At 74.0% G+C, this 22310-nt stretch carries 20 protein-coding genes and 2 tRNA genes; 19 read left to right on the forward strand and 3 right to left on the reverse strand.

Translation table 11 applies throughout. The annotated features are described in order from the left end of the window. Positions 1-372 precede the first annotated feature (372 nt). The 14 genes from dnaN (at position 373) to ACI795_RS04700 (ending at position 15217) form a co-directional block, all read left to right on the forward strand. Complete coding sequence (gene dnaN / locus ACI795_RS04635) at positions 373-1533, forward strand: DNA polymerase III subunit beta (protein WP_457074046.1); 1161 nt, start codon at positions 373-375, stop codon at positions 1531-1533. Positions 1534-1704: 171 nt separating this feature from the next. After that, on the forward strand, positions 1705-2628 hold the full coding sequence (gene gnd, locus ACI795_RS04640) for a phosphogluconate dehydrogenase (NAD(+)-dependent, decarboxylating) (RefSeq protein ID WP_457074047.1): 924 nt from the start codon (positions 1705-1707) through the stop codon (positions 2626-2628). A 148-nt stretch (positions 2629-2776) separates the two neighbouring features. Beyond that, complete coding sequence (gene recF / locus ACI795_RS04645; RefSeq protein ID WP_457074048.1) at positions 2777-3961, forward strand: DNA replication/repair protein RecF; 1185 nt, start codon at positions 2777-2779, stop codon at positions 3959-3961. After that, positions 3954-4466, forward strand: coding sequence for a DUF721 domain-containing protein (locus ACI795_RS04650; protein WP_457074049.1), 513 nt, complete (start codon positions 3954-3956; stop codon positions 4464-4466). The genes recF and ACI795_RS04650 overlap by 8 nt, the downstream gene beginning before the upstream one ends. 47 nt (positions 4467-4513) lie before the next feature. Then, entirely contained in the window at positions 4514-5518 is a 1005-nt protein-coding gene (locus ACI795_RS04655) for a hypothetical protein (protein ID WP_457074050.1), read from the forward strand. Between the two features lie 20 nt (positions 5519-5538). Continuing rightward, positions 5539-7323 (forward strand): ABC transporter ATP-binding protein, encoded by a 1785-nt coding sequence (locus tag ACI795_RS04660; protein ID WP_457074051.1) that lies wholly within the window; start codon positions 5539-5541, stop codon positions 7321-7323. 265 nt (positions 7324-7588) lie between these two features. Next, entirely contained in the window at positions 7589-9622 is a 2034-nt protein-coding gene (gyrB, locus tag ACI795_RS04665; protein ID WP_457074052.1) for a DNA topoisomerase (ATP-hydrolyzing) subunit B, read from the forward strand. Positions 9623-9722: 100 nt separating this feature from the next. Next, positions 9723-12191 (forward strand): DNA gyrase subunit A, encoded by a 2469-nt coding sequence (gyrA, locus tag ACI795_RS04670; RefSeq protein ID WP_457074053.1) that lies wholly within the window; start codon positions 9723-9725, stop codon positions 12189-12191. Positions 12192-12346: 155 nt separating this feature from the next. Continuing rightward, positions 12347-13162, forward strand: coding sequence for a DUF3566 domain-containing protein (locus ACI795_RS04675; RefSeq protein ID WP_457074054.1), 816 nt, complete (start codon positions 12347-12349; stop codon positions 13160-13162). A gap of 113 nt (positions 13163-13275) precedes the next feature. After that, positions 13276-13349 (forward strand) — tRNA-Ile (locus ACI795_RS04680). Positions 13350-13451: 102 nt separating this feature from the next. Beyond that, positions 13452-13595, forward strand: a complete 144-nt coding sequence (locus ACI795_RS04685) for a DLW-39 family protein (protein ID WP_457074055.1) — start codon at positions 13452-13454, stop codon at positions 13593-13595. Positions 13596-13622: 27 nt separating this feature from the next. After that, a tRNA-Ala gene (locus ACI795_RS04690) sits at positions 13623-13695 on the forward strand. Positions 13696-13799: 104 nt separating this feature from the next. Further along, on the forward strand, positions 13800-14336 hold the full coding sequence (locus ACI795_RS04695) for a peptidylprolyl isomerase (RefSeq protein WP_457074056.1): 537 nt from the start codon (positions 13800-13802) through the stop codon (positions 14334-14336). Between the two features lie 137 nt (positions 14337-14473). Further along, entirely contained in the window at positions 14474-15217 is a 744-nt protein-coding gene (locus ACI795_RS04700) for a rhomboid family intramembrane serine protease (protein ID WP_457074057.1), read from the forward strand. Here the strand turns inward: ACI795_RS04700 and ACI795_RS04705 are convergent. After that, positions 15214-15615, reverse strand: a complete 402-nt coding sequence (locus ACI795_RS04705) for a PH domain-containing protein (RefSeq protein WP_457074058.1) — start codon at positions 15613-15615, stop codon at positions 15214-15216. The two genes, ACI795_RS04700 and ACI795_RS04705, sit on opposite strands and share 4 nt — an antisense overlap. 121 nt (positions 15616-15736) lie before the next feature. Here ACI795_RS04705 and ACI795_RS04710 point away from each other — a divergent pair, with 121 nt between their 5' ends. Then, positions 15737-16897: a thiolase family protein gene (locus ACI795_RS04710; protein WP_457074059.1), complete on the forward strand. Its 1161-nt coding sequence runs from the start codon at positions 15737-15739 to the stop codon at positions 16895-16897. A gap of 548 nt (positions 16898-17445) precedes the next feature. On the opposite strand, the gene crgA is transcribed toward ACI795_RS04710, so the two are convergent. After that, positions 17446-17718 carry a cell division protein CrgA gene (crgA, locus tag ACI795_RS04715; RefSeq protein WP_457074060.1) on the reverse strand — a complete coding sequence of 91 codons (273 nt, stop codon included), beginning with the start codon at positions 17716-17718 and terminating at the stop codon, positions 17446-17448. A 143-nt stretch (positions 17719-17861) separates the two neighbouring features. Here crgA and ACI795_RS04720 point away from each other — a divergent pair, with 143 nt between their 5' ends. Genes ACI795_RS04720 through ACI795_RS04735 form a run of 4 tightly spaced genes read left to right on the forward strand, consistent with a single transcriptional unit; the run spans position 17862 to position 20246 of the window. After that, positions 17862-18605, forward strand: coding sequence for a DUF881 domain-containing protein (locus ACI795_RS04720; protein ID WP_457074061.1), 744 nt, complete (start codon positions 17862-17864; stop codon positions 18603-18605). Then, positions 18605-19366, forward strand: a complete 762-nt coding sequence (locus ACI795_RS04725; protein WP_457074062.1) for a class E sortase — start codon at positions 18605-18607, stop codon at positions 19364-19366. Before ACI795_RS04720 ends, ACI795_RS04725 begins: the two co-directional genes overlap by 1 nt. A 20-nt stretch (positions 19367-19386) precedes the next feature. After that, positions 19387-19566: a hypothetical protein gene (locus tag ACI795_RS04730; RefSeq protein WP_457074063.1), complete on the forward strand. Its 180-nt coding sequence runs from the start codon at positions 19387-19389 to the stop codon at positions 19564-19566. Further along, positions 19563-20246, forward strand: a complete 684-nt coding sequence (locus ACI795_RS04735) for an aminodeoxychorismate/anthranilate synthase component II (RefSeq protein WP_457074064.1) — start codon at positions 19563-19565, stop codon at positions 20244-20246. Before ACI795_RS04730 ends, ACI795_RS04735 begins: the two co-directional genes overlap by 4 nt. Positions 20247-20338: 92 nt before the next feature. Here ACI795_RS04735 and pknB read toward each other — a convergent pair whose 3' ends face one another. After that, a complete protein-coding gene (gene pknB, locus ACI795_RS04740) occupies positions 20339-22231 on the reverse strand; it encodes a Stk1 family PASTA domain-containing Ser/Thr kinase (RefSeq protein ID WP_457074065.1) in 1893 nt (630 codons plus the stop codon). Between the last annotated feature and the right edge of the window lie 79 nt (positions 22232-22310).

The following is a 22310-nucleotide window of genomic DNA, read 5'->3' on the forward strand; positions in this document are numbered from 1 at the left end:
GGGGGACGGCGACGGTGCACAACCGTCGAGTTGTCCACGTGTCGACACAGGACGGCGGTCATCGGCCCACAGCGGGCCAACAGGCCCGTTCCCGGGCTGACGTGCACGAACAGGCCGAGTCCCCAGGATCCACACGCGTGATGACGAGGATGAAGGAGTTATCTCGAGGAGTTCTCGAACCACACTCTGGGTGGGGACGGCCCGGACCGGGGCCGGTCGGCCCGCGTTCCGGGGCCTCCGGCCGCAACGGGAAGAGCCGCTGAGGGACCGACCGCACGGGGGACTGGTCAGACAGGGGGCCGGTCAGGAGAGGATGGGCGCCGCACACCCCGCCGCACGAGCGGGCGGACGACAGCAGGGATGGGTTTCCACATGAAGTTCCGGGTGGCACGTGAGGTGCTCGCCGAGGCCGTCGCCTGGACCGCGCGCAGCCTGCCGCCTCGGCCGTCGGTGCCGGTCCTGGCCGGGATCCTGCTCGAGGTCGAGGGCAACCAGCTGTCGGTCTCCGGCTTCGACTACGAGGTCTCTGCGCGTTCCGAGGTCGACGTCCAGTCCACGGAGAGCGGTCGCACCCTGGTCCCCGGCCGACTGCTGGCCGAGATCACCCGTGCCCTGCCGCCGCACCCGGTCGACGTCGTCGCCGAGGGCGCCCGGCTGGCGATCTCCTGCGGCAACGCCCGGTTCAGCCTGCCGACGCTGCCGGTGGAGGACTACCCGTCGCTGCCCTCCCTGCCGTCCACGGCCGGCGTCGTCGACAGCGACGCCTTCGCCGAGGCCGTCGGCCAGGTCGCGGTCGCCGCGGGACGCGACGACACCCTGCCGATGCTCACCGGTGTCCGGCTGGAGATCGAGGACGACATGGTCACCCTCGCCGCCACCGACCGCTACCGCCTGGCGGTGCGGGAGTTCGCCTGGCGCCCGGAGACCCCGGGTCTCTCCGCCGCCGTCCTGGTGCCCGCGCGCACCCTGGCCGACGCCGCCAAGACGCTGACCAGCGGGCCCGAGGTGGTCCTGTCGCTGAGCTCCAGCGGGTCCGGCGAGGGCATCCTCGGCCTGTCCGGCAAGGACCGGCAGACCACCACCCGGCTGCTGGACGCCGAGTTCGTGAAGTACCGGGCGATCATGCCGACCGAGTCCGCCTCCTACGCCACGCTGCCGGTCGGGTTGTTCACCGACGCCGCCAAGCGCGTCGCGCTGGTCGCCGAGCGGGGCACCCCGCTGCGCTGTGAGTTCACCCCCGGCCAGGTCACCCTGCGGGCCGGCGGCACCGACGACGAGGGCCAGGCGGAGGAACGCTGCGACGTCGAGTTCGACGGCGAGCCGCTGACCATCGGCTTCAACCCGACGTTCCTGCTCGACGGGCTGGCCGCGGTGCACACCGAGCGGGCGCGGATGGACTTCACCACCGCGCTCAAGCCGGCCGTGCTCTCCGGCGTGCCGGAGCCCGCTGCCGAGGACGGCGAGGCGTCCCGGCCGGCCGAGCGACCGGGCAGCTACCGCTACCTGATCATGCCGGTGCGCCTGCCGGGCTGACGGAGGTCGAGGGCCCCGCAGCGGGGCCGGGCGTGCGTGCCCCGGGCGGGGCGAGCACGATGGAGCAGGAAGATCCCGGACCGAACCGGGAGCTGGGCCCGCAGCGTCGCGTGCGCCCACCGAGACCACCCGCGGGACCCCGCGGGAGACGAGCGTGGAGGAGGACCGGACGTGCAGCTGGGGCTGGTCGGGCTGGGCAAGATGGGCGCCAACATGGCGGAGCGGGTGCGCCGCGCGGGGATCGAGGTGGTCGGGTACGACCGCTCGCCCGGCAAGCGGGACGTCGACTCCCTGGAGGCGCTGGTCGCGGCCCTCGAGGGGCCGCGCATCGTGTGGGTGATGGTCCCCGCCGGGGAGCCCACCCGGGCCACGGTCCGGGAGCTGGGCGAGCTGCTGAGCCCCGGCGACGTGGTCATCGACGGCGGCAACTCGAAGTTCACCGACGACAAGCTGCACGCCGAGGAGCTGGGGCCGAAGGGCATCGGCTACATCGACGCCGGGGTCTCCGGCGGGGTCTGGGGCCTGGAGAACGGCTACGCGCTGATGGTCGGCGGCAGCGCCGAGGACGTCGCCAAGGCACAGCCGGTGTTCGACGCCCTGAAGCCGCCGACGCCGCACGACGAGTCCGGCGACGCGATCCCCGGCGCCGGCTTCGTGCACGCCGGCCCCTGCGGTGCCGGCCACTTCGCCAAGATGGTCCACAACGGCATCGAGTACGCGATGATGCAGGCCTACGGCGAGGGCTACGAGCTGCTGGCCGCCGCCGACCTGATCGAGGACGTCCCCGGCGTCGTCGCCTCGTGGACCCAGGGCACGGTCATCCGCTCCTGGCTGCTGGACCTGCTGGTCCGCGCCCTGCAGGAGGACCCGGCGCTGGACAGGATCACCGGCTACGCGGAGGACTCCGGCGAGGGCCGGTGGACCGTGGAGCAGGCGATCGAGCACGCCGTGCCGATGCCGGCGATCTCCGCCTCGCTGTTCGCCCGCTTCGCCTCCCGGCAGGAGGACTCGCCGACCATGAAGGCCGTCGCCGCCCTGCGCAACCAGTTCGGTGGCCACGCGGTCCAGGCCCGGGAGGCCGAGAAGCCCGCGTGAGGAAGGACCTCGTTGCCCCCCACGCCTCGCTGACGCTCGGCGCGGGCCCCTGCAACGAGGCCGTTCCAGCACCTCACGCTCCCCGCGCCGGGCAGCCTCGGCGCGGGGAGCACGGGGGCCGTTCCGCCACCTCACCGAGGATCTGACCGTGTACGTCCGGCACCTGCAGGTCGCCCAGTTCCGCAGCTGGGAGGCGGCCGACCTGCCGCTGACCCCGGGGCCGACCGTGCTGGTGGGGCGCAACGGGCAGGGCAAGACCAACCTGGTCGAGGCGGTGGGCTACCTGGCCACCCTGGGCAGCCACCGGGTCTCCGCGGACGCACCGCTCGTCCGGCACGGCGCCGACCAGGCGATCGTCCGGGCCGCGCTGCGCCGCGAGGACCGGGAGCTGCTGGTCGAGGTGGAGATCAACCCCGGCCGGGCCAACCGGGTCCGGGTCAACCGGGCCCCGCTGCCCCGCCCGCGGGAGCTGCTCGGGCTGGTCAAGACGGTGCTGTTCGCGCCGGAGGACCTGTCCCTGGTCCGCGGCGACCCGGCCGAGCGCCGTCGCTTCCTCGACGACCTGCTGGTCAGCCGCACCCCGCGGCTGGCCGGCGTCCGCAGTGACTACGACCGGGTGCTCAAGCAGCGCAACGCGCTGCTGAAGACGGCGAGGCTGGCGCGCGGCAACGCGCTGGCGACCCTGGACGTCTGGGACGGCCACCTCACCGAGCTGGGTGGCCAGCTGCTGGCCGCCCGGCTGCGCCTGGTCGCCGAGCTGGCGCCGCACGTGGCCGCCGCCTACGCCGGCGTCGCCGGGTCCGGCGCCGACCGGGCCGCGCTCGGCTACAGCAGCACCGTGCCCCTGGCCGGGGACGGCTCCCCGGTCGACCCGGACCGGGTGCTGCCCGGCCCGGAGGAGCTGGCCGCCGCGCTGCGCGACCGGGTGGGCGAGCGGCGCCAGGAGGAGGTCGACCGCGGGGTCACCCTGGTCGGCCCCCACCGCGACGACCTGGTGCTGCACCTGGGCCCGGCGCCGGCCAAGGGCTACGCCAGCCACGGGGAGTCCTGGTCGTTCGCGCTGGCGGTGAAGCTGGCCTGCTTCGCCCTGCTGCGCGAGGACGGCGATGACCCGGTGCTGGTGCTCGACGACGTCTTCGCCGAGCTGGACGCCGACCGCCGGTCCGCGCTGGCCGAGGTGGCGGTCACCGCCGAGCAGACGCTGATCACCGCGGCGGTCGCCGAGGACGTGCCCGCGGCGCTGCGCGGGACCCGGGTCGAGATCGCCGACGGGCAGGCCCGCGTGGTCCGGCCCGAGCAGGGACTGCCGCTGGAGGAGGTCACCGGTGTCTGAGCAGCCGCCCCCCGGCCGGCCGGCGCGCCCGTCGGACATCGCCCGGGCCGCCCTGGACGCCGCCCGGGCCGCGTCGGCGTCCCGGCCCCGGCCCACCCGGCGCCGCGTCGCCGGTCCGCGCCGCTCCTGGACCGGGCCCGGCCCGGGAGCGGACGATCCGCAGCCGCTGGGGTCGCTGGTCGACTCGCTGGTCGGCCAGCAGGACTGGACCGCGCGCACGAAGGTGGGTGCGGTGTTCGGCCGGTGGGACGCCCTGGTCGGGCCGGACATCGCCGCGCACTGCCGGCCGGAGTCGCTCAACGAGGGCGAGCTGCTGGTGGTCGCGGAGTCCACCGCGTGGGCCACCCAGCTGCGCCTGCTGGCACCTTCCATCCTGGGCCGGCTGCGGGCGGGGGTCGGCGGGGACGTCGTGACGAAGTTGCGCGTTGTCGGTCCGACGGCGCCGAACTGGAAGAAGGGACCGCGCACCGTCCGGGGGCGCGGCCCGCGCGACACCTACGGCTGAGCCGTCGGCCCGACCCCGCCGACGCAGCACCCACGAGGAGCACGCAGATGAGCAGCCCGCGCGACCGCGACGCCTTCGACGAGGGCGGCCCGGAGGGCTGGCGGGAGCCGGCGCACCTGGGCCGGGAGTCCGACGGCGACCAGCCGGCGGACACCCCCGGGTCCTCCGCCGAGCCGCCGCGCCCCGACGACCGCACCGACGACGACCGCACCGACGACGGGCCGGCCGGCTGGCAGCCCCCGGGCTGGGACCTCCCGGCGGTGGAGCCCGAACGCCCCCGGGCCCAGCCGCCCGCGCCTCCGCAGGCCCCCACCCCGTACCCGGGCGCCCAGCAGGACCAGCCCTGGCAGCCGCCGGCGGCCGATCCGCGCGAGACCGGGGCTCCCGCACCCGAGGAGCGCCGCGGTGGCGGTCTCTTCGGCGGCCGGCCGAGACGGGAACGCCGTCCCGGCGCCTACGAGCAGGCGTTCGCGCCGCAGGGCGACCCGTGGGGCACCCAGGCGTGGGCGGCGGCGGTCGGCTGGACGGCGTCGGACGGCACCGGGCCGGAGGACGCCGCCCTGGCGCAGCTGGTGGCCAGTGCCCCGGTGCGCCCGGGCAAGGAGGACCGCCCGGGCAACGTGGTGCGGGGCCGGGGCAACGGCCTGGACCTGGTCGCCTGCGACGTCCTGTCCCCGCTGGGCCGGGACCGGTGGGCCAGCACCCACGCCATCACCGCGGCTCCGGTGCTGGGCGCCGTCCCGGCCTTCCGCCTCACCCCGGCGAGGTTCTGGCGGCACGGCACCGGCGGGCTGCTGCACATCCCCAGCCCCGACGCCGAGTTCGACCGGCGCTGGGTGCTGCTGGCCGCCGAGGACGGTCCGCAGCTGCGCCGGCTGGTCGAGGACCCCCTGGTGCGCCAGCTGCTGCTGGGCAGTGACGACGGCGACGAGCTGTGGTCCGCGGCCGGGTACGTGGCGGCGATCCGTCCGGACGGCCAGCGCCCGCAGCTGATCGAGCACCACGCCCGGCTGCTCGCCGCCGTCGTCGGCGCCCTGGCCGCGGCGGCCTGAGCGGCACCCCGCTGAGCGAGGTGGGCGGCGGCGCGGGGCAGCAGCCCGGGCCCAGCGCCGGGTTCCGCGACCTGCTGCCGCTGCTGCAGCCGCACCGGCGCGCGCTTGCTGCCGCCGCGGGGCTGTCCCTGGTGGCGGCCGCCGGGGCGCTGGCCCAGCCGGCGCTGGTCGGCCGGGTCATCGCCGCGGTCGGTGCGGGGGAGCCGGTGCTGCCGGTGGTCGTCCTCCTGGTGGTCGTGCTGGTGGCCGCCGCGCTGCTCGGCGCGGGCCAGCAGTACCTGCTCCAGCGCACCGCCGAGGGCGTCGTGCTGACCACGCGGCGTCGGCTGGTCGACCGCCTGCTGCGGCTGCCGGTCGCCGAGTACGACCGGCGGCGCACCGGTGACCTGATGTCCCGGGTCGGCTCGGACACCACGTTGCTGCGCGCCGCGGTCACCAGCGGGGTCGTCGAGCTCGCCGGCTCGCTGGTCGTCGGGGTGGGCGCGCTGATCGCGATGGCGCTGGTCGACGGGTGGCTGCTGCTGGTCACCGTGGTCGCCGTCTCGATCGGCGTGGCCACCGCGGTGCTGGCCGCCCGCCGGGTGCGGGCGCTCTCCCGCCAGGCGCAGGAAGAGGTCGGGGCGATGAGCGCGGCCGTGGAGCGGGTGCTCTCGGCGGTGCGCACGATCCGGGCCAGCGGCGCCACCACCCGTGAGGTGGCCGGGGTGTCCGAGAGCGCGGAACGGGCGTTCCGGGCCGGCGTCGCGGTGGCCCGGCTCGAGGCGCTGGTCTCCCCGGCCGGGTCGATCGCCGTCCAGGGCGCCTTCCTCGCCGTGCTGGGCCTGGGCGGCTGGCGGGTGGCCACCGGCTCGATCGCCGTCGCCGACCTGGTCGCCTTCATCCTGTACCTGTTCCTGCTGGTCATGCCGCTCGGCCAGCTCATCGGCTCCTGGACCCAGCTGCAGGCCGGCCTCGGGGCGCTCGCCCGCGTCCAGGAGGTGCTGGCGCTCGACCCCGAGCACGACGAGGTGCCCGAGCGACGGTCCGCCGGTGGCGCCGCGGCCGTGCTGCGGGTGCCGGCGGCCGGTGACCCGGTCCCGCTGCTGGAGCTGGACGGCGTCGACTTCGCCTATCCGGGCAGTGGCGACCCGGTGCTGCGCGGGGTCTCCCTCACCGTCCCCGCCGGCAGCCGGACGGCGCTGGTCGGCCCGTCCGGGGCGGGGAAGTCGACGATCCTCGCGCTGGTGGAGGGCTTCTACCCGCTGACCGGCGGGGTGGTCCGCTGGGCCGGCACCGACGTCCGGGAGCTGCCGCGTGCGGCGCTGCGGTCGCGGATCGGCTACGTGGAGCAGGAGGCCCCGGTGCTGGCCGGCACGGTGCGGGAGAACCTGCTGCTCGCCGCGCCGGACACGGCCGAGCCGGAGCTGTGGCGGGCGCTCGCCGACGTCGGGCTCACCGGCGTGGTGCAGCGCTCCCCGCTGGGCCTGGACGTGCCGGTCGGGGACGACGGCGTGCTGCTCTCCGGTGGTGAGCGGCAGCGCTTGGCGATCGCCCGTTCACTGCTCTCCCGCCCGGCCCTGCTGCTCCTCGACGAGCCGACCGCCAGCCTGGACGCCCGCAACGAGGGCCTGCTGCGGGACACCCTGGCCGCGGCCGGGTCGGAACGCGCCCTCCTGGTGGTCGCCCACCGGCTGTCCACCGTGCTGGACAGCGACCGGATCGTCGTGCTGGACGCGGGGCGGGTGGTCGCCACGGGCACGCACGAGGAGCTGCTCGACGTCAGCCCGCTCTACCGCGAGCTCGCCACCGCTCAGCTGCTGGCCTGACGCCGACGGTTCCACGTGGAACCGTCGGCGCCCCCAGCCGCTGCGAGACGGCGTGTCGACACGGGGGCTGACACGGGTGGTGGTGCGCCTGCCGGGAGAGGCTCTGGAAGCGCGTCAGGGCGTGGACGGCGCACCTGGGGTGACAGGACCCGGTACTCTGGAGGGGACACACCGCCAGCAGCCCGCTGAGCGCCGTCCTGCGCCCTCGACACCGTCGTCGCCTGCGCGCGGACGGCTGCGAGGCTGCGCGAGAGAAGGGCCCCCCGTGGTCGCTGCGCCCCAGAACGAGACCGCCTACTCCGGCAGCTCCATCACCGTCCTCGAGGGACTCGAGGCGGTCCGCAAGCGTCCCGGCATGTACATCGGCTCGACCGGCGAGCGAGGCCTGCACCACATGGTGTGGGAGGTCGTGGACAACGCCGTCGACGAGGCGCTGGCCGGCTACTGCGACACCGTCAAGGTCACGCTGCTGGCCGACGGTGGCGTCCGGGTCGAGGACAACGGCCGTGGCATCCCGGTCGACATGCACCCGGTGGAGAAGCGGCCGACCGTCGAGGTCGTCCTGACCATCCTGCACGCGGGCGGGAAGTTCGACGGCAAGAGCTACGGCGTCTCCGGTGGTCTGCACGGCGTCGGCGTCACCGTGGTCAACGCGCTGTCCACCCGGCTGGACGTGACCGTCTGGACCAAGGGCAAGGAGTGGCGCCAGCACTACACCGACGCCAAGCCCGGCCCCCTGGAGGAGGTCGGCCCGACCGACAGGCGCGGCACCTCGATCACCTTCTGGGCCGACGGCTCGATCTTCGAGACGACGACCTACTCCTACGACACGATCAACCGCCGGCTGCAGGAGATGGCCTTCCTCAACAAGGGCCTGACCATCGTGCTGCGCGACGAGCGCCCCGGGCACGGCAAGGCCGAGACCGGCATCGGCGAGGACTCGCTGGCCGAGGCGGCCGTCCCGGTCGAGGCCGCCGACGAGGCGTTCGAGCCCACCGAGGTCACCTACCGCTACGAGCACGGCCTGGTCGACTACGTCGCCCACCTGAACCGGCGCAAGGCGCCCATCCACCGGTCGGTCATCGGCTTCTCCGCCGACGGGGTCGGCAAGAACGACACGGCGATGTCGGTCGAGGTCGCGATGCAGTGGTCCGACGCCTACTCCGAGTCGGTGCACACCTTCGCCAACATCATCAACACCCACGAGGGCGGCACCCACGAGGAGGGCTTCCGCGCGGCGCTGACCTCGATCGTCAACCGCTACGCGGAGGAGAAGAAGCTCCTCAAGGGCAAGGACGACAAGCTCACCGGCGACGACATCCGCGAGGGCCTCGCGGCGATCGTCTCGGTCAAGCTCGGCGACCCGCAGTTCGAGGGCCAGACGAAGACCAAGCTCGGCAACACCGAGGTCAAGGGCTTCGTGCAGCGGGTGTGCAACGAGCAGATCGGCCACTGGTTCGAGGCCAACCCGACCGAGGCGAAGACCATCATCACCAAGGCCGCCTCCGCCGCGCGGGCCCGCCGGGCCGCGCAGGACGCCCGCAAGCTGGCCCGCAAGAACCTGCTCAGCGTCAGCGGCCTGCCGGGCAAGCTCTCCGACTGCCGGTCCACCGACCCGCGGAACTCCGAGATCTACATCGTCGAGGGCGACTCCGCCGGCGGCTCGGCCAAGTCCGGCCGCGACTCGATGTTCCAGGCGATCCTGCCCATCCGCGGCAAGATCATCAACGTCGAGAAGGCGCGCATCGACCGGGTGCTGAAGAACACCGAGGTCCAGTCGATGATCACCGCCTTCGGCACCGGCATCCACGACGAGTTCGACCTGGGCAAGCTGCGCTACCACAAGGTCGTGCTGATGGCCGACGCCGACGTCGACGGCCAGCACATCTGCACCCTGCTGCTGACCCTGCTCTTCCGCTTCATGCGGCCGCTGGTCGAGGCCGGCCACGTCTACCTGGCCCGCCCGCCGCTGTACAAGATCAAGTGGGGCGGCAAGACCGGCGACGAGTACGCCTACTCCGACCGTGAGCGCGACGCGCTGCTCAAGGCGGGTGCCGACGCCGGCCGGAAGGTGCCCAAGGACGACGGCATCCAGCGCTACAAGGGTCTCGGCGAGATGAACGCCAGCGAGCTGTGGGAGACCACGATGAACCCGGAGACCCGACTGCTCGGCCAGGTCACCCTGGAGGACGCCGCGGCCGCCGACGAGCTGTTCAGCATCCTGATGGGCGAGGACGTCGTCGCCCGCCGCAGCTTCATCACCCGCAACGCCAAGGACGTCCGCTTCCTCGACGTGTAGCCGGACGACCCCCTGCCGGCGCTCGCCGGCCCCGGCAGGGGGTCTGCACTGACCAGGGCACTTGTCCCCCGCTGTGTATCGACTTGTGGAGAACCTGACCGTGACCGAAACACCCAGCCGCGACCGCGTCGAAGCGGTCGATCTCCAGCAGGAGATGCAGCGCAGCTACATCGACTACGCGATGAGCGTGATCGTGGGCCGCGCGCTCCCCGAGGTCCGCGACGGTCTCAAGCCCGTGCACCGCCGCGTGCTGTTCGCGATGTACGACCAGGGCTTCCGCCCCGACCGCGGGTACGTCAAGTGCGCGCGCCCGGTCGCGGAGGTCATGGGCAACTACCACCCCCACGGCGACTCGGCGATCTACGACGCCCTGGTGCGGCTGGCCCAGCCCTGGTCGATGCGCTACCCGCTGATCGACGGCCAGGGCAACTTCGGCTCGCCGGGCAACGACCCGCCGGCCGCCATGCGCTACACCGAGTGCCGGCTGACCCCGCTGGCCATGGAGATGCTCTCCGGGATCGACGAGGAGACCGTCGACTTCCAGGCCAACTACGACGGCCGCACGCAGGAGCCGGTGGTGCTCCCGTCCCGGGTGCCCAACCTGCTCATCAACGGGTCCGCGGGCATCGCCGTCGGCATGGCGACCAACATGCCGCCGCACAACCTGCGCGAGGTCGCCGAGGCGGCGTACTGGGTGCTCGACCACCCCGACGCCGAGGCCGAGGAGATGCTCACCGCCTGCATGGAGCGGATCAAGGGCCCGGACTTCCCGACCCACGGCCTGATCGTGGGCCGGGAGGGGATCGAGGACGCCTACCGCACCGGTCGCGGCTCGGTGCGCATGCGCGCCGTCGTCACCGTCGAGGAGGACAGCCGGGGCCGGGTGCAGCTCGTGGTCACCGAGCTGCCCTACCAGGTGAACCCGGACAACCTGGCCGAGTCGATCGCCGAGGCGGTCAAGGAGGGCCGGCTCCAGGGGATCAGCGAGATCGCCGACGAGTCCAGCGACCGGGTCGGCCGCCGGCTGGTCATCACGCTGCGCCGGGACGCGGTCGCCAAGGTCGTGCTGAACAACCTCTACAAGCACACCCAGCTGCAGACCACCTTCGGCTGCAACATGCTCTCCATCGTCGACGGGGTGCCCCGCACCCTGCGGCTGGACGAGCTGGTCAAGCACTGGGTGACGCACCAGGTCGAGGTCATCGTCCGGCGCACCCGCTACCGGCTGCGCAAGGCCGAGGAGCGGGCGCACATCCTGCGCGGCTACGCCAAGGCCCTCGACCAGCTCGACGCCGTCATCGCCCTGATCCGCCGCAGCGAGTCGGCCGAGGCGGCGCGCACCGGCCTGATGGAGCTGCTGGACGTCGACGAGATCCAGGCCGTCGCGATCCTGGACCTGCAGCTGCGCCGGCTGGCCGCGCTGGAGCGGCAGCGGATCCTGGACGAGCTGGCCGAGATCGAGGCCCGGATCGCCGACCTGCAGGCGATCCTCGACTCGCCCGAGCGGCAGCGGCAGATCGTCCGCGACGAGCTGCGGGAGATCGTCGACAAGTACGGCGACGACCGGCGCACCCAGTTCGTGGCCAACGACGGTGACGTGTCCATGGAGGACCTCATCGCCGAGGAGCAGGTGGTCGTCACGATCACCCGCACCGGCTACGCCAAGCGCACCAAGGCCGACCTCTACCGCTCACAGCGGCGCGGCGGCAAGGGCGTGATGGGCGCGCAGCTCAAGCAGGACGACCTGGTGCAGCAGTTCTTCGTGGGCTCCACCCACGACTGGATCCTGTTCTTCACCAACAAGGGCCGGGTCTACCGGGCCAAGGCCTACGAGCTGCCCGAGGCGGCGCGCACGGCCCGCGGCGCGCACGTGGCGAACATCCTGGCCTTCCAGCCGGACGAGAAGATCGCCCAGGTCATCCAGATCAAGGACTACACGGTCGCGCCGTACCTGGTGCTGGCCACTGCCAAGGGCCAGGTGAAGAAGACCCGGCTGACCGACTTCGACTCCCCGCGCAGCGGCGGCGTCATCGCGATCAACCTGCGCGAGGGCGACGAGCTGGTGGGGGCGGCCATGATCAGCCCGGACCAGAACCTGTTGCTCGTGACCCGCAAGGCGATGTCGATCTGCTTCAGCGCCGACGACGCCCAGCTGCGTCCGATGGGCCGGGCGACCGAGGGCGTGCGGGGCATCTCGCTGTCCGAGGACGACCGGCTGCTGTCCATGATCGTCGTCCAGGAGGGGGTCGACGTCCTCGTCGCCACCGAGGGCGGCTACGCCAAGCGCACCGGGATCGAGCACTACCCGCTGCAGGGCCGGGGCGGCAAGGGCGTGCTCACCGCCGACCCGAAGGCCCGCAAGGGCGCCCTGGTCGGCGCGCTGGCGGTCGTCCTCGGCGACGAGCTCTACGCGATCACCTCCGGCGGCGGCGTCATCCGGACGCCGGTCAACGGGGTGCGGCACACCCGGGACCGGGCCACCATGGGCGTCAAGCTCATGAACTTGCCCGACGACGTCTCGATCGTGGCGATCGCGCGTACGACGGACAACGACGAGCCCGAAGCCTAGGCTGGAACGGATGCCAGCCCGGGGACGGGACGACGCGGTCCCCTCCCCGGGCTGGATGACGAACCCGGCACTGACCGGTGGGCGACACCCCAGGGTGCCGATCCGCCGGGAGGTGCCTCGACGCGGTGACTGCCGCTGGTGGACAGGAGACTGGGATGAGCGACCGGACCCGCAGTTCGGTGCGTACCGACTCCCGTGAGGAGACCGGCACGCCGGACGCGGGGACGCCGCCCACCGCCGACTCCGGGTCTCCCGGCGGGAGCACGGCCCCGGCGTCCGGTGCGAGTGGTGCCGGGGCCGGCCGTCCCGGGTTCGACGACGCCGGCCGTGCCGAGGCGAAGGGCCCCGAGGCGAAGGGCCCCGAGGCGAAGCGTCCCGAGGCCGTCCGGCCCGAGGGCACCCGCCCGGCCGGCGCCGGCCGCGGCACGGCACCGACGGGCCCGCCACCGGTCGACGCCACCCAGGCGGTGACCCTGCCGCCGGCCGGCGTCACGCCGCCGCCGGGTGCCCGCCCGGCCGAGCCCGCTGGGACCGGTCAGGCCACCGGGACCGGTCAGGCCACCGGGAGGGGGCGGGCCACCGGGACGGGGCAGGCGGCCGGCAAGGGGCGCGGTCCGCGCCGGGCCCGGCTGCAGCTTCGGCACATCGACACCTGGTCGGCGCTGAAGATCTCGCTGGTCGTCTCCATCGCGCTGTTCTTCGTCTGGATGGTCGCGGTCGGCATCCTGTACGGCGTGCTGGGCAGCCTCGACGTGTTCGACACCCTCAACGACGTCTTCAGCCAGCTGCGCACCTCCGACGAGGGCGGCGGCGACGTCATCACCGCCGGGATCGTCTTCGGCGGCGCCGCGGTGATCGGGGCGATCAACATCCTGCTCCTGACGGCGCTGTGCACCGTGGCGGCGTTCATCTACAACCTCTGCTCGGACCTCGTCGGTGGCCTCGAGGTCACCCTCGCCGAGCGGGACTGAACAAGGACCCCCGTGCCCCCCACCACTCGCACGCTCGCGGCGGGGCCCTGCACGGGGGCCGACCCCGCCTGCCGACGCGCTCCCGGGGCCAGGTAAGCTTCTCCCCGGTCCACGGGCCTGTAGCTCAGGCGGTTAGAGCGCATCCCTGATAAGGATGAGGCCGGAGGTTCAAGTCCTCCCAGGCCCACCCGTGCACCAGGATCCGGCCGGCTCGTACGAGCCGGCCGGGCCCGGTCACCCGCAGCGGTCGCCGGGTCGCGGTGACCACGCCGTCCGAGGAGGTCACCGCGTGCTGAAGAAGCTGGCGGTCGCAGCGATCGCTGCCAGTGCCGTCGTCGCCGTCCGCAAGCGCTCCGCCGGCAGGGGCGAGGCCGACCTCTGGGCGGAGGCCACGCGCGGACCGGGTTCGGTCAGCACCCCCCGCTCCTCCTGATCCACCGCACGGCCCAGCCGTGCTCCCGGGGACGTAGCTCAATTGGCAGAGCACCGCCTTTGCAAGGCGGGGGTTAGGGGTTCGATTCCCCTCGTCTCCACAACACCGTCTCCACACCAGCGTCTCCACACCAGCGGACGCCCGCGAGGGCCCGTGACCCGGGTGCCCGGGCGGGCCCGCCGACAGCAGTGGGAGAGTGTGGTCGTGACCGAACAGACCCCCGCCGCACGGCGCGCCGTCCTGCACACCAACCACGGCGACATCACCGTCGACCTGTTCCCCGACCACGCCCCGAAGACGGTCGCCAACTTCGCCGACCTGGCCGAGGGCGCCCGCGAGTGGACGCACCCGGCCACCCGGGAGAAGACCACCGACAAGCTGTACGACGGCACGATCTTCCACCGCGTCATCAGCGGCTTCATGATCCAGGGTGGCGACCCCCTGGGTCAGGGCTTCGGTGGCCCGGGCTACCAGTTCGGCGACGAGTTCCACCCGGAGCTGTCGTTCGACCGCCCCTACCTGCTGGCCATGGCCAACGCGGGCCCGGGCACCAACGGCTCGCAGTTCTTCATCACCGTCGGCCCGACGCCGCACCTCAACCGCAAGCACACCATCTTCGGTGAGGTGGCCGACCAGGCCGGCCGGGACGTCGTCGACCGGATCGCCGCCGTGCGCACCGGCCGCAACGACCGCCCCGTGGACGACGTGGTGATCGAGTCGGTCGAGGTGCAGCGCAGCTGACCACCCCCGACGGGACCGGGGGCACCGGCGGGGTCGACCCGCAGCCGGTGCCCCCGGCCGCCACCTGTTACCGGCACCCGGACCGGCCCACCGGGGTGCGTTGCACCCGCTGCGGCCGGCCGATCTGCCCGGAGTGCATGATCCCGGCGTCGGTGGGCTTCCAGTGCCCGGACGACGTCCGCGCCGGAGCCGCCGAGGTCCGGCAGCCGCGCCGGACGACCGGGGTCCGGCTGGCCGGCCGTCGCTGGGGCCTGGTCACCGTCGTGCTGATCGCGCTGAACGTCGCCGTCGCCGTCGCGACGGCCGTCTCCGCGGCCACCGAGGGCGTCAACCCGTTCGAGAGCTTCTCCTCCCCGCTGCAGAACGCCTTCGCGACCAGCCCCTACGCGGTCGACGCCGGTGAGTGGTGGCGGGTGGTCACCAGCGCCTTCACCCACGTGGGCCTCGTCCACCTCGCGCTGAACATGCTGGCGCTGCTGCTGTTCGGCTCGGAGCTGGAACGGATGCTGGGTCGCTGGCGGTTCCTCACCGTCTACCTGGTCTCCGCGCTCGGCGGGGCTGCGGCGCTCCAGTTGTTCGGGACGTACTTCGGTGGCGTGGTGGGCGCCTCCGCCGCCATCTACGGCCTGCTGGGCGCCCTCGGCGTGGTCCTGGTGCACCGGAAGCAGGACCTCCGCGGCCTCCTCACGTTGCTGGCCATCAACCTGTTCATCAGCCTCCTGCCCGGGGTGTCGCTGCTGGGCCACCTCGGTGGGCTGGTCACCGGTGCGGTCACCGCCGCCGTCCTCGTCGGCGCCCGGCGCCACCGCGCCCTGCAGGTCGCCGGTGTCGCGGCGGTCGTCGTCGTCCTGCTGGTGCTGGTGTTCGGCGGGCTGCGCTAGCGCGTCGCCCCGGGGTCGAGCAGCGCCTCGGCCACCACCGCCGGGTCCGCGCCGAGGTCACGCCGGCCCAGCACCACCAGGACGGCGTCGTCGCGACGGTCCTCCAGCTCCAGGGTGCGGCCCCGCACCCCCCAGCGGCGCTGCTCGCGCAACCGCACCCGCAGCGCCGGCCAGGTGATCGTGGTTGCCCGGCCGAGGCCGCGCACCGTCACGCCCTCCGGGCCGGCGTGCAACCTGGGCCGCAGCAGCGCGTCGCGGAGGGCGATGCCGGCCAGCAGGAGGGCGGCGGCGCCGAGCAGCGCCCGCCCCGCCGGGTCGGAGAACGCGGCGCCCACCGCCAGGGCGGCTCCGACGACGGCCACGGCGACCGTCTCGCCGACGTGAGGGGACCACTGCACGGACCCAGCTTGTCAGCCCTCCGTGATCTGCTCACCGGAGCAGCTGCCCCGGCCCGTGCGGCCTAGCATCGCGGCACCGGGTCCCGCCCGGCCGGGTCAGCGTCGACACGAGGAGAGCTCCATGCGCGATGCCGTCATCTGCGCCGCGGTCCGCACGCCGGTCGGCCGGCGCCGGGGAGGTCTCGCCGGTGTCCACGCCGTCGACCTGTCGGCGACCGTGCTCACCGCCCTCGTACAGCGCACGGGGATCGACCCGGCGGTGGTCGACGACGTGATCTGGGGGTGCGTCACCCAGGTCGGCGAGCAGACCGCCAACGTCGGCCGGGTCGCGGTGCTGGCCGCCGGCTGGCCGGAGTCGGTGCCCGGCACCACCGTCGACCGGCAGTGCGGCTCCTCGCAGCAGGCCGTCGCCTTCGCCGCCGCCGCGGTGGTGAGCGGGCAGGCCGACGTGGTCGTCGCCGGCGGGGTGGAGTCGATGAGCCGGGTGCCGATGGGCTCCTCGGCCGGCGACGGCCCGGCCGGGAGCCCGCTGGGCCCGGCGTTCCTGGCCCGGTACGGCGGCGTGGCGCCGCACCAGGGCGTGGGCGCGGAGCTGATCGCCGCCCGATGGGGGCTGAGCCGCACGGAGCTCGACGAGTACGCCCTGCGCTCGCACGAACGAGCCGGCAAGGCCCGGGCCGACGGCGCGTTCGACGAGGAGCTGGTCGCCGTCGCCACCCCCGAGGGGACGTCGGTCACCGCCGACGAGGGCATCCGCAGCGGCGGCACGCTGGAGCGGCTGGCCGGGCTGCCCACCCCGTTCCAGGCCGACGGCGTGGTCAGCGCGGGCAACGCCAGCCAGATCTCCGACGGTGCCGCCGCCCTGCTGGTCACGACTTCCGACCGGGCCACCGAGTTGGGGCTGACGCCGATGGTCCGGGTGCACACCACGGTGGTGGCCGGCGACGATCCGGTGCTGATGCTGACCGCGCCGATCCCGGCCACCCGGAAGCTGCTGGAGCGTGCCGGGGTGGGGCTGGCGGAGATCGGGCTGGTCGAGGTGAACGAGGCGTTCGCCTCGGTGCCGCTGGCCTGGCTGGCCGAGACCGGCGCGGACCCGGCGCGGGTCAACGTGCGTGGCGGGGCGATCGCGCTCGGGCACCCGCTCGGCGCCTCCGGTGCCCGGATCATGACCACCCTGGTGCACGCGATGCGGGCGACCGGCACCCGGTACGGGCTGCAGACGATGTGCGAGGGCGGCGGGATGGCGAACGCCACCCTGCTGGAGCTCGTGACGGACTGACCTCTCCGGTCCCCTGCGTGGTCCACAGCCGGCCGGCGCTGAGGCGGGCGGTCGGGGCCCTCCCGCCGGTCGTCCACAGGGCGGGGAAGTCGACAACACGCCCGGGAACGACCCGTCACGCTCCCCGTTTGCCATCCCGGCGATCGGGTAGTAGGGGCCTGGCAGGCGCCGAGTGGTGTCGTGGACGCCGCGCGAAGTCCACAGGTGTGTACACAGCTGGGGACGGAGTTCCACGGGTGTAGTTACCCCCGTGCCGTTTCCGCCCCACCAGTCACACGACCCACGTCTGCGCAGGTCAGCGCCGCACCACCGGGTCCCGGGACTCCACATGTGGTGGACAACCCGGTGGACATCGCCGTCGACCGCCTGTGGACGGAGCCGCCCGCTGTGCACAGTCGGACGCCGCGTCGTCCCCCGGTCACGCCGCTGACCTGCACAGAGACGCCAAGTCGACCGTGCGGGCCGGTCGTCGGCGACCATCCCGGCCCCGGAGACGACGAAGGCCCCCGTCCCCAGGGGGACGAGGGCCTCTCGGCGTGGGCGACCGGTCAGCGCCAGCGCATCGACATCACCAGGCCGGCGACCATGGCGCCGAACCCGATCGCGAAGTTCCAGGCACCCAGGGAGACCATGATGCCCAGCTGGTCGCCGGCCACGTAGTAGACGACGATCCACAGCAGCCCGATCAGCATCAGCGCGATCATGACCACCGCGTACCAGCGGGGGCTCGGCTCGGCCGCCTGCGCCCGGGCCGCCGAGGACGGGAGGACGCCCTCGGGCGGCGTGTAGACCGACTTCTTGCGCACCTTCGACTTCGGCACCTGAGCGGACTCCCTCCCGGGCCGGAGCACTGTCGCCCCGGCGTGACGTCCTCCCAGCCTAAGCTGCTGGAGAGAGCAGACCGACCCGCGGCGCGGGTCAGGTCCCCTGTCCGGGTACCCGGACCGATGCGGAGGAGGTGCCGGTGGCCCGCTGGTCACGTCCCTCGGTCTGGACCGCGCTGGTCCCCGTCGTCGCCCTGGCGGCCGGGCTGCTGTTCGCCACCTCCGGCCAGACCGCGCTCGGCACCGATCTGCGGGCCGGGGACATCACCGAGCTCTCCGGGCTGATCCGCCAGCGCGACGCCGTCGCCGCACGGCAGCAGGAGGAGCTCGCCCGGCTGCAGGCGCAGGTGCAGGCGCTCACCGACCAGGCGGCCACCCGCGACAGCGAGGTGGCCGCGGTGCAGGCCCGGTCCGAGACCGGCCTGGACGCGGCGGGGCTCACCCCGGTGCGCGGGTCCGGTGTGCAGATCGTGCTGGACGACGCCCCGCGGCCGGCCGGTGGCGGGCTGCCCACCGGCGCCACGCCGGACGACGTCGTCATCCACCAGTCCGACGTGCAGGGCGTGGTCAACGCGCTGTGGGCCGCCGGCGCCGACGGGGTGGCCATCATGGGCCAGCGGCTGATCGCCACCAGCGCCGTCCGCTGCGTCGGCAACACCCTGCTGCTGCAGGGCCGCACCTACTCCCCGCCGTTCGTCATTACCGCCGTCGGCGACTCGAGCGAGATGCGCAGCGAGCTGGCTGCCTCCCGTGAGGTCACGGTGCTGCGCCAGGCCGCCGACGCGTTCGGGCTCACCTATCGGGTGTCCGACGAGCGGCAGCTGACGCTGCCGGCCTACGAGGGCCCGCTGGACATCCGGTACGCCCAGGTCGACGCGGGCTGATGAGCCGCGGGGGTGACCTCGTCCGCACCGCGGTGCGCGGCGTCGGGCAGACCCTGGTCACCGCCGGCCTGGTGGTCCTCCTCTTCGTCGTCTACGAGCTGTGGGTGACCGACCTGCTCACCGCCCGGGAGCAGGACCGGCTGGGCGACACGCTGACCCAGGAGTGGGCCGAGGACCCGACCGTCGCCGACCCGGCGGCCGCCGCCGCCGTGCCGACGGTGCCGACGCCGGAGGTGGGGGAGCCGTTCGCGGTGCTGCACGTGCCCCGGCTGGGCGAGGACTGGGCCCGCGTGGTCGTCGAGGGCACCGGGACCGAGGAGCTCGCCCAGGGGCCGGGGCACTACGTGGGCACCGCCATGCCCGGGCAGCCGGGCAACGTGGGGATCGCCGGGCACCGGGTGGGCCGGGGGTCACCGTTCCTCGACCTGGACCGGATGCGCCCGGGGGACGCCGTGGTGGTCGAGACCGAGGACAGCTGGTTCGTCTACCGGGTGCTGGGCGACCGGGCGAGCGGGGACCCGGCGGCCGACCCGAGCGGCATCCCCGGGCAGCACGTGGTGCGCCCCAGCGACGTCGCCGTGCTCTCCCCCACCCCGAACGCCGCTGCCGACGCCCCGCCCACCGGGGCGTACCTGACCATCACGACCTGCCACCCCCGGTACTCCGCGCAGCAGCGGCTGATCGTGCACGCAGCGCTGGACGGCGAGCCGATCAGCAAGGCGGTCGACCCCGACGGCCCGCCCGCGCTGGACGAGAGCTGACGCCTGCGGGGGACCCGCAGGTGACGGGAGGGGAACCGGACGTGTACACCTGGGTCTGGCGGCACCTGCCCGGGGGCACCGCCAGCAGGGCGGCCGCCTCGCTGGTGCTGGTCCTGGCGGTCTGCGCGCTGCTCCTGTTCGTCGTCTTCCCGTGGATCGAGCCCGCCTTGCCCTTCACCGACGTGACGGTCGACCAGTGACCGCCTCCGCTCCCTCCGCAGCACCCGTGGTGCGGCGGCCGGTGCTGGTCGTCGACAACTTCGACAGCTTCGTCTACAACCTCGTCCAGTACCTGGGCCAGCTGGGCGTGCCCAGCATCGTCCGGCGCAACGACGCGGTGACGATCGCCGAGCTCGCCGACCTCGACGTCGCCGGGGTGCTGCTCTCGCCCGGGCCGGGCACGCCGGTCGACGCCGGGGTCACCGTGCCGATGGTGCGCGCCGCGGCCGAGGCCGACCTGCCCGTGCTGGGTGTCTGCCTGGGGCACCAGGCGATCGCCGAGGCCTTCGGCGGGGTGGTGGGCCGGGCGCCGGAGCTGCTGCACGGCAAGACCAGCGAGGTGGTCCACGACGGGGTGGGCGTGCTCGCCGGCCTGCCCTCGCCGTTCACCGCGACCCGGTACCACTCGCTGGCCGTGGAGGCCGACAGCGTGCCGGCGGAGCTCGAGGTGACCGGGCGGACCCCGTCGGGGATCGTGATGGCGCTGCGCCACCGGGAGCTGCCGATCGAGGGCGTGCAGTTCCACCCCGAGTCGGTGCTCACCGAGGGCGGGCACCAGTTGCTGGCCAACTGGCTGACCCGGTGCGGGCTCGCCCCGGACCCCGACGTCGTCGCCTCGGCCGCCGCTACCGTCCGCCGGTTGACCACCGCCACCGTCTGACCCGCTCGCGGCCGTCAGTCGACGCCATCGGAACGACAGAGCCCCTCCCCGGTCATCCGGGGAGGGGCTTTGTCACGCGGGCCGTGGGTGGCTCAGCCGCCGGTGCCACCCGTGCCGCCGGTGCCCCCGCCGGTGCCGCCGGTGCCGCCCGTGCCGCCGGTGCCGCCGCCGGTGCCGCCCGTGCCGCCGCCGGTCCCACCGGTGCCGCCGCCGGTCCCCCCGGTGCCACCCGTGCCGCCGCCGGTGTCGTCCCCGGTCCCCGGGTCGGTCGCCGTGGGCGTGGGGTCGGCCGGCTCGGGCACGGCGAGCAGCAGGGTGATCTGGTCCTCGGCGGTGACCTGCGTCCGGGCACCCGGCTCCGTCCCCACCACGGTGCCCGGGGCGACGTCGCCGCGCTCGACGTTCTGCGCGGTGACGTTGCCGGTCGGGATCCCGGCGGTGGCGAGGGCCTGGCGCGCGGCCTGCTCGGTCTGCCCCGCGACGTCCGGAAGCTCGACGCTGCCGGTGGAGATGCCGAGGGTGAACGTCTGGTCCGGAGCTGCCTGGGTGCCCTCGCCCGGGGTGATGGAGACCACCCGGCCGGCCGGCTCCAGGGAGTCGACCTGGCTGGCGTTGACGATGCCGGTGAAGCCGGCGCTCTCCAGGCTGCTGCGGGCCCCGGTCTCGGTCAGGCCGATCACCTCGGGCACGACGACCGTCTCGGGTCCGGCGCCGATGACCAGCGCGACCGGGGTGCCGGGCTCGACCTCCTCGCCGGCGGCCGGGTCGGAGCGCAGGACCCGGTCGCGCTGCTCCTCGGTGCTCGGTTCCGTGGTGATGGTGCCCTCGGTCAGGTCCGCCGCCACGATCGCGGCCAGCGCCTCCTGGCGGGTGAGGTCGACCAGCGTCGGGACCGTGGACATCTCGACCACCGGATCGGTCGGCTCGTCGTCGCCGTTCATCGCGATGATGACCCCGACGACGGCGGCGATGAGGACCAGTGCCCCGACGACGGCGGCGATGACCCGGTTCCGCTTCCGCTTGCGGGCCGCCTCGTCGTCCGCGGCTGCCCAGTCCCGGTCGTCATAGCCCTGCGGGCCGACGGCCGCGCCGTTCATGATCGTGGTCTTCTCGGCGTCGCTCATGACCGGTGTGGCCTCGACCCGCTGGCCGGCGACGGCCCGGAGCAGGTCCGCGCGCATGTCGGCGGCGGACTGGTACCGGTTGGCCGGGTTCTTGCTCATCGCCTTCAGCAGGATGGCGTCGAGCTCCGGCGGGATCTCCGGGTTGATCGAGGACGGGGTGCGGGGGTCCTCGCGGACGTGCTGGTAGGCCACCGCCACGGGGGAGTCGCCGGTGAAGGGCGGAGCGCCGGTGACGAGCTCGTAGAGCAGGCAGCCGGCGGAGTAGACGTCAGAACGGGCGTCGACGCCCTCGCCGCGGGCCTGCTCCGGGGAGAGGTACTGCGCGGTGCCGATCACCGCGGCGGTGGAGGTCATCGTCGCGGCGGAGTCCGACACCGCCCGGGCGATGCCGAAGTCCATCACCTTGACCGTGCCCTGCGGCGTGATCATGACGTTGCCGGGTTTGACGTCCCGGTGCACGATGCCGTTCCGGTGGCTGAAGTCCAGCGCCGCGCAGATGTCGGCGGTCAGCGACATGGCGCGCTCCGGCGAGAGCCGGCGCTCGTGCCGGAGCACGTCCCGCAGCGTCTCGCCCTCGACGTACTCCATCACGATGTAGGGCGTCGCGCCGGTGGCGGTGCGGTCCTCGCCGGTGTCGTAGACGGCCACGATCGCCGGGTGGTTCAGCGACGCCGAGGCCTGCGCCTCGCGCCGGAAGCGCACCTGGGACGACGGGTCCCGGGCCAGGTCCTGGCGCAGCACCTTGACGGCGACCTCGCGGCCGAGCCGGAGGTCGCGTCCGCGGTGCACCTCCGCCATCCCGCCGCGGCCGAGCACCCCGCCGATCTCGTAGCGCTCACCGAGCACCTGGGGCGTGGTCATCGGAGTTCCTCTCGGGTGACGCGGTGCTGCGGGTGCGGCTCCGGTGCGGCGAGCACGGGAGACGGCACGCCATCGGCGA

The organism is Modestobacter sp. SYSU DS0290, assembly GCF_054050955.1.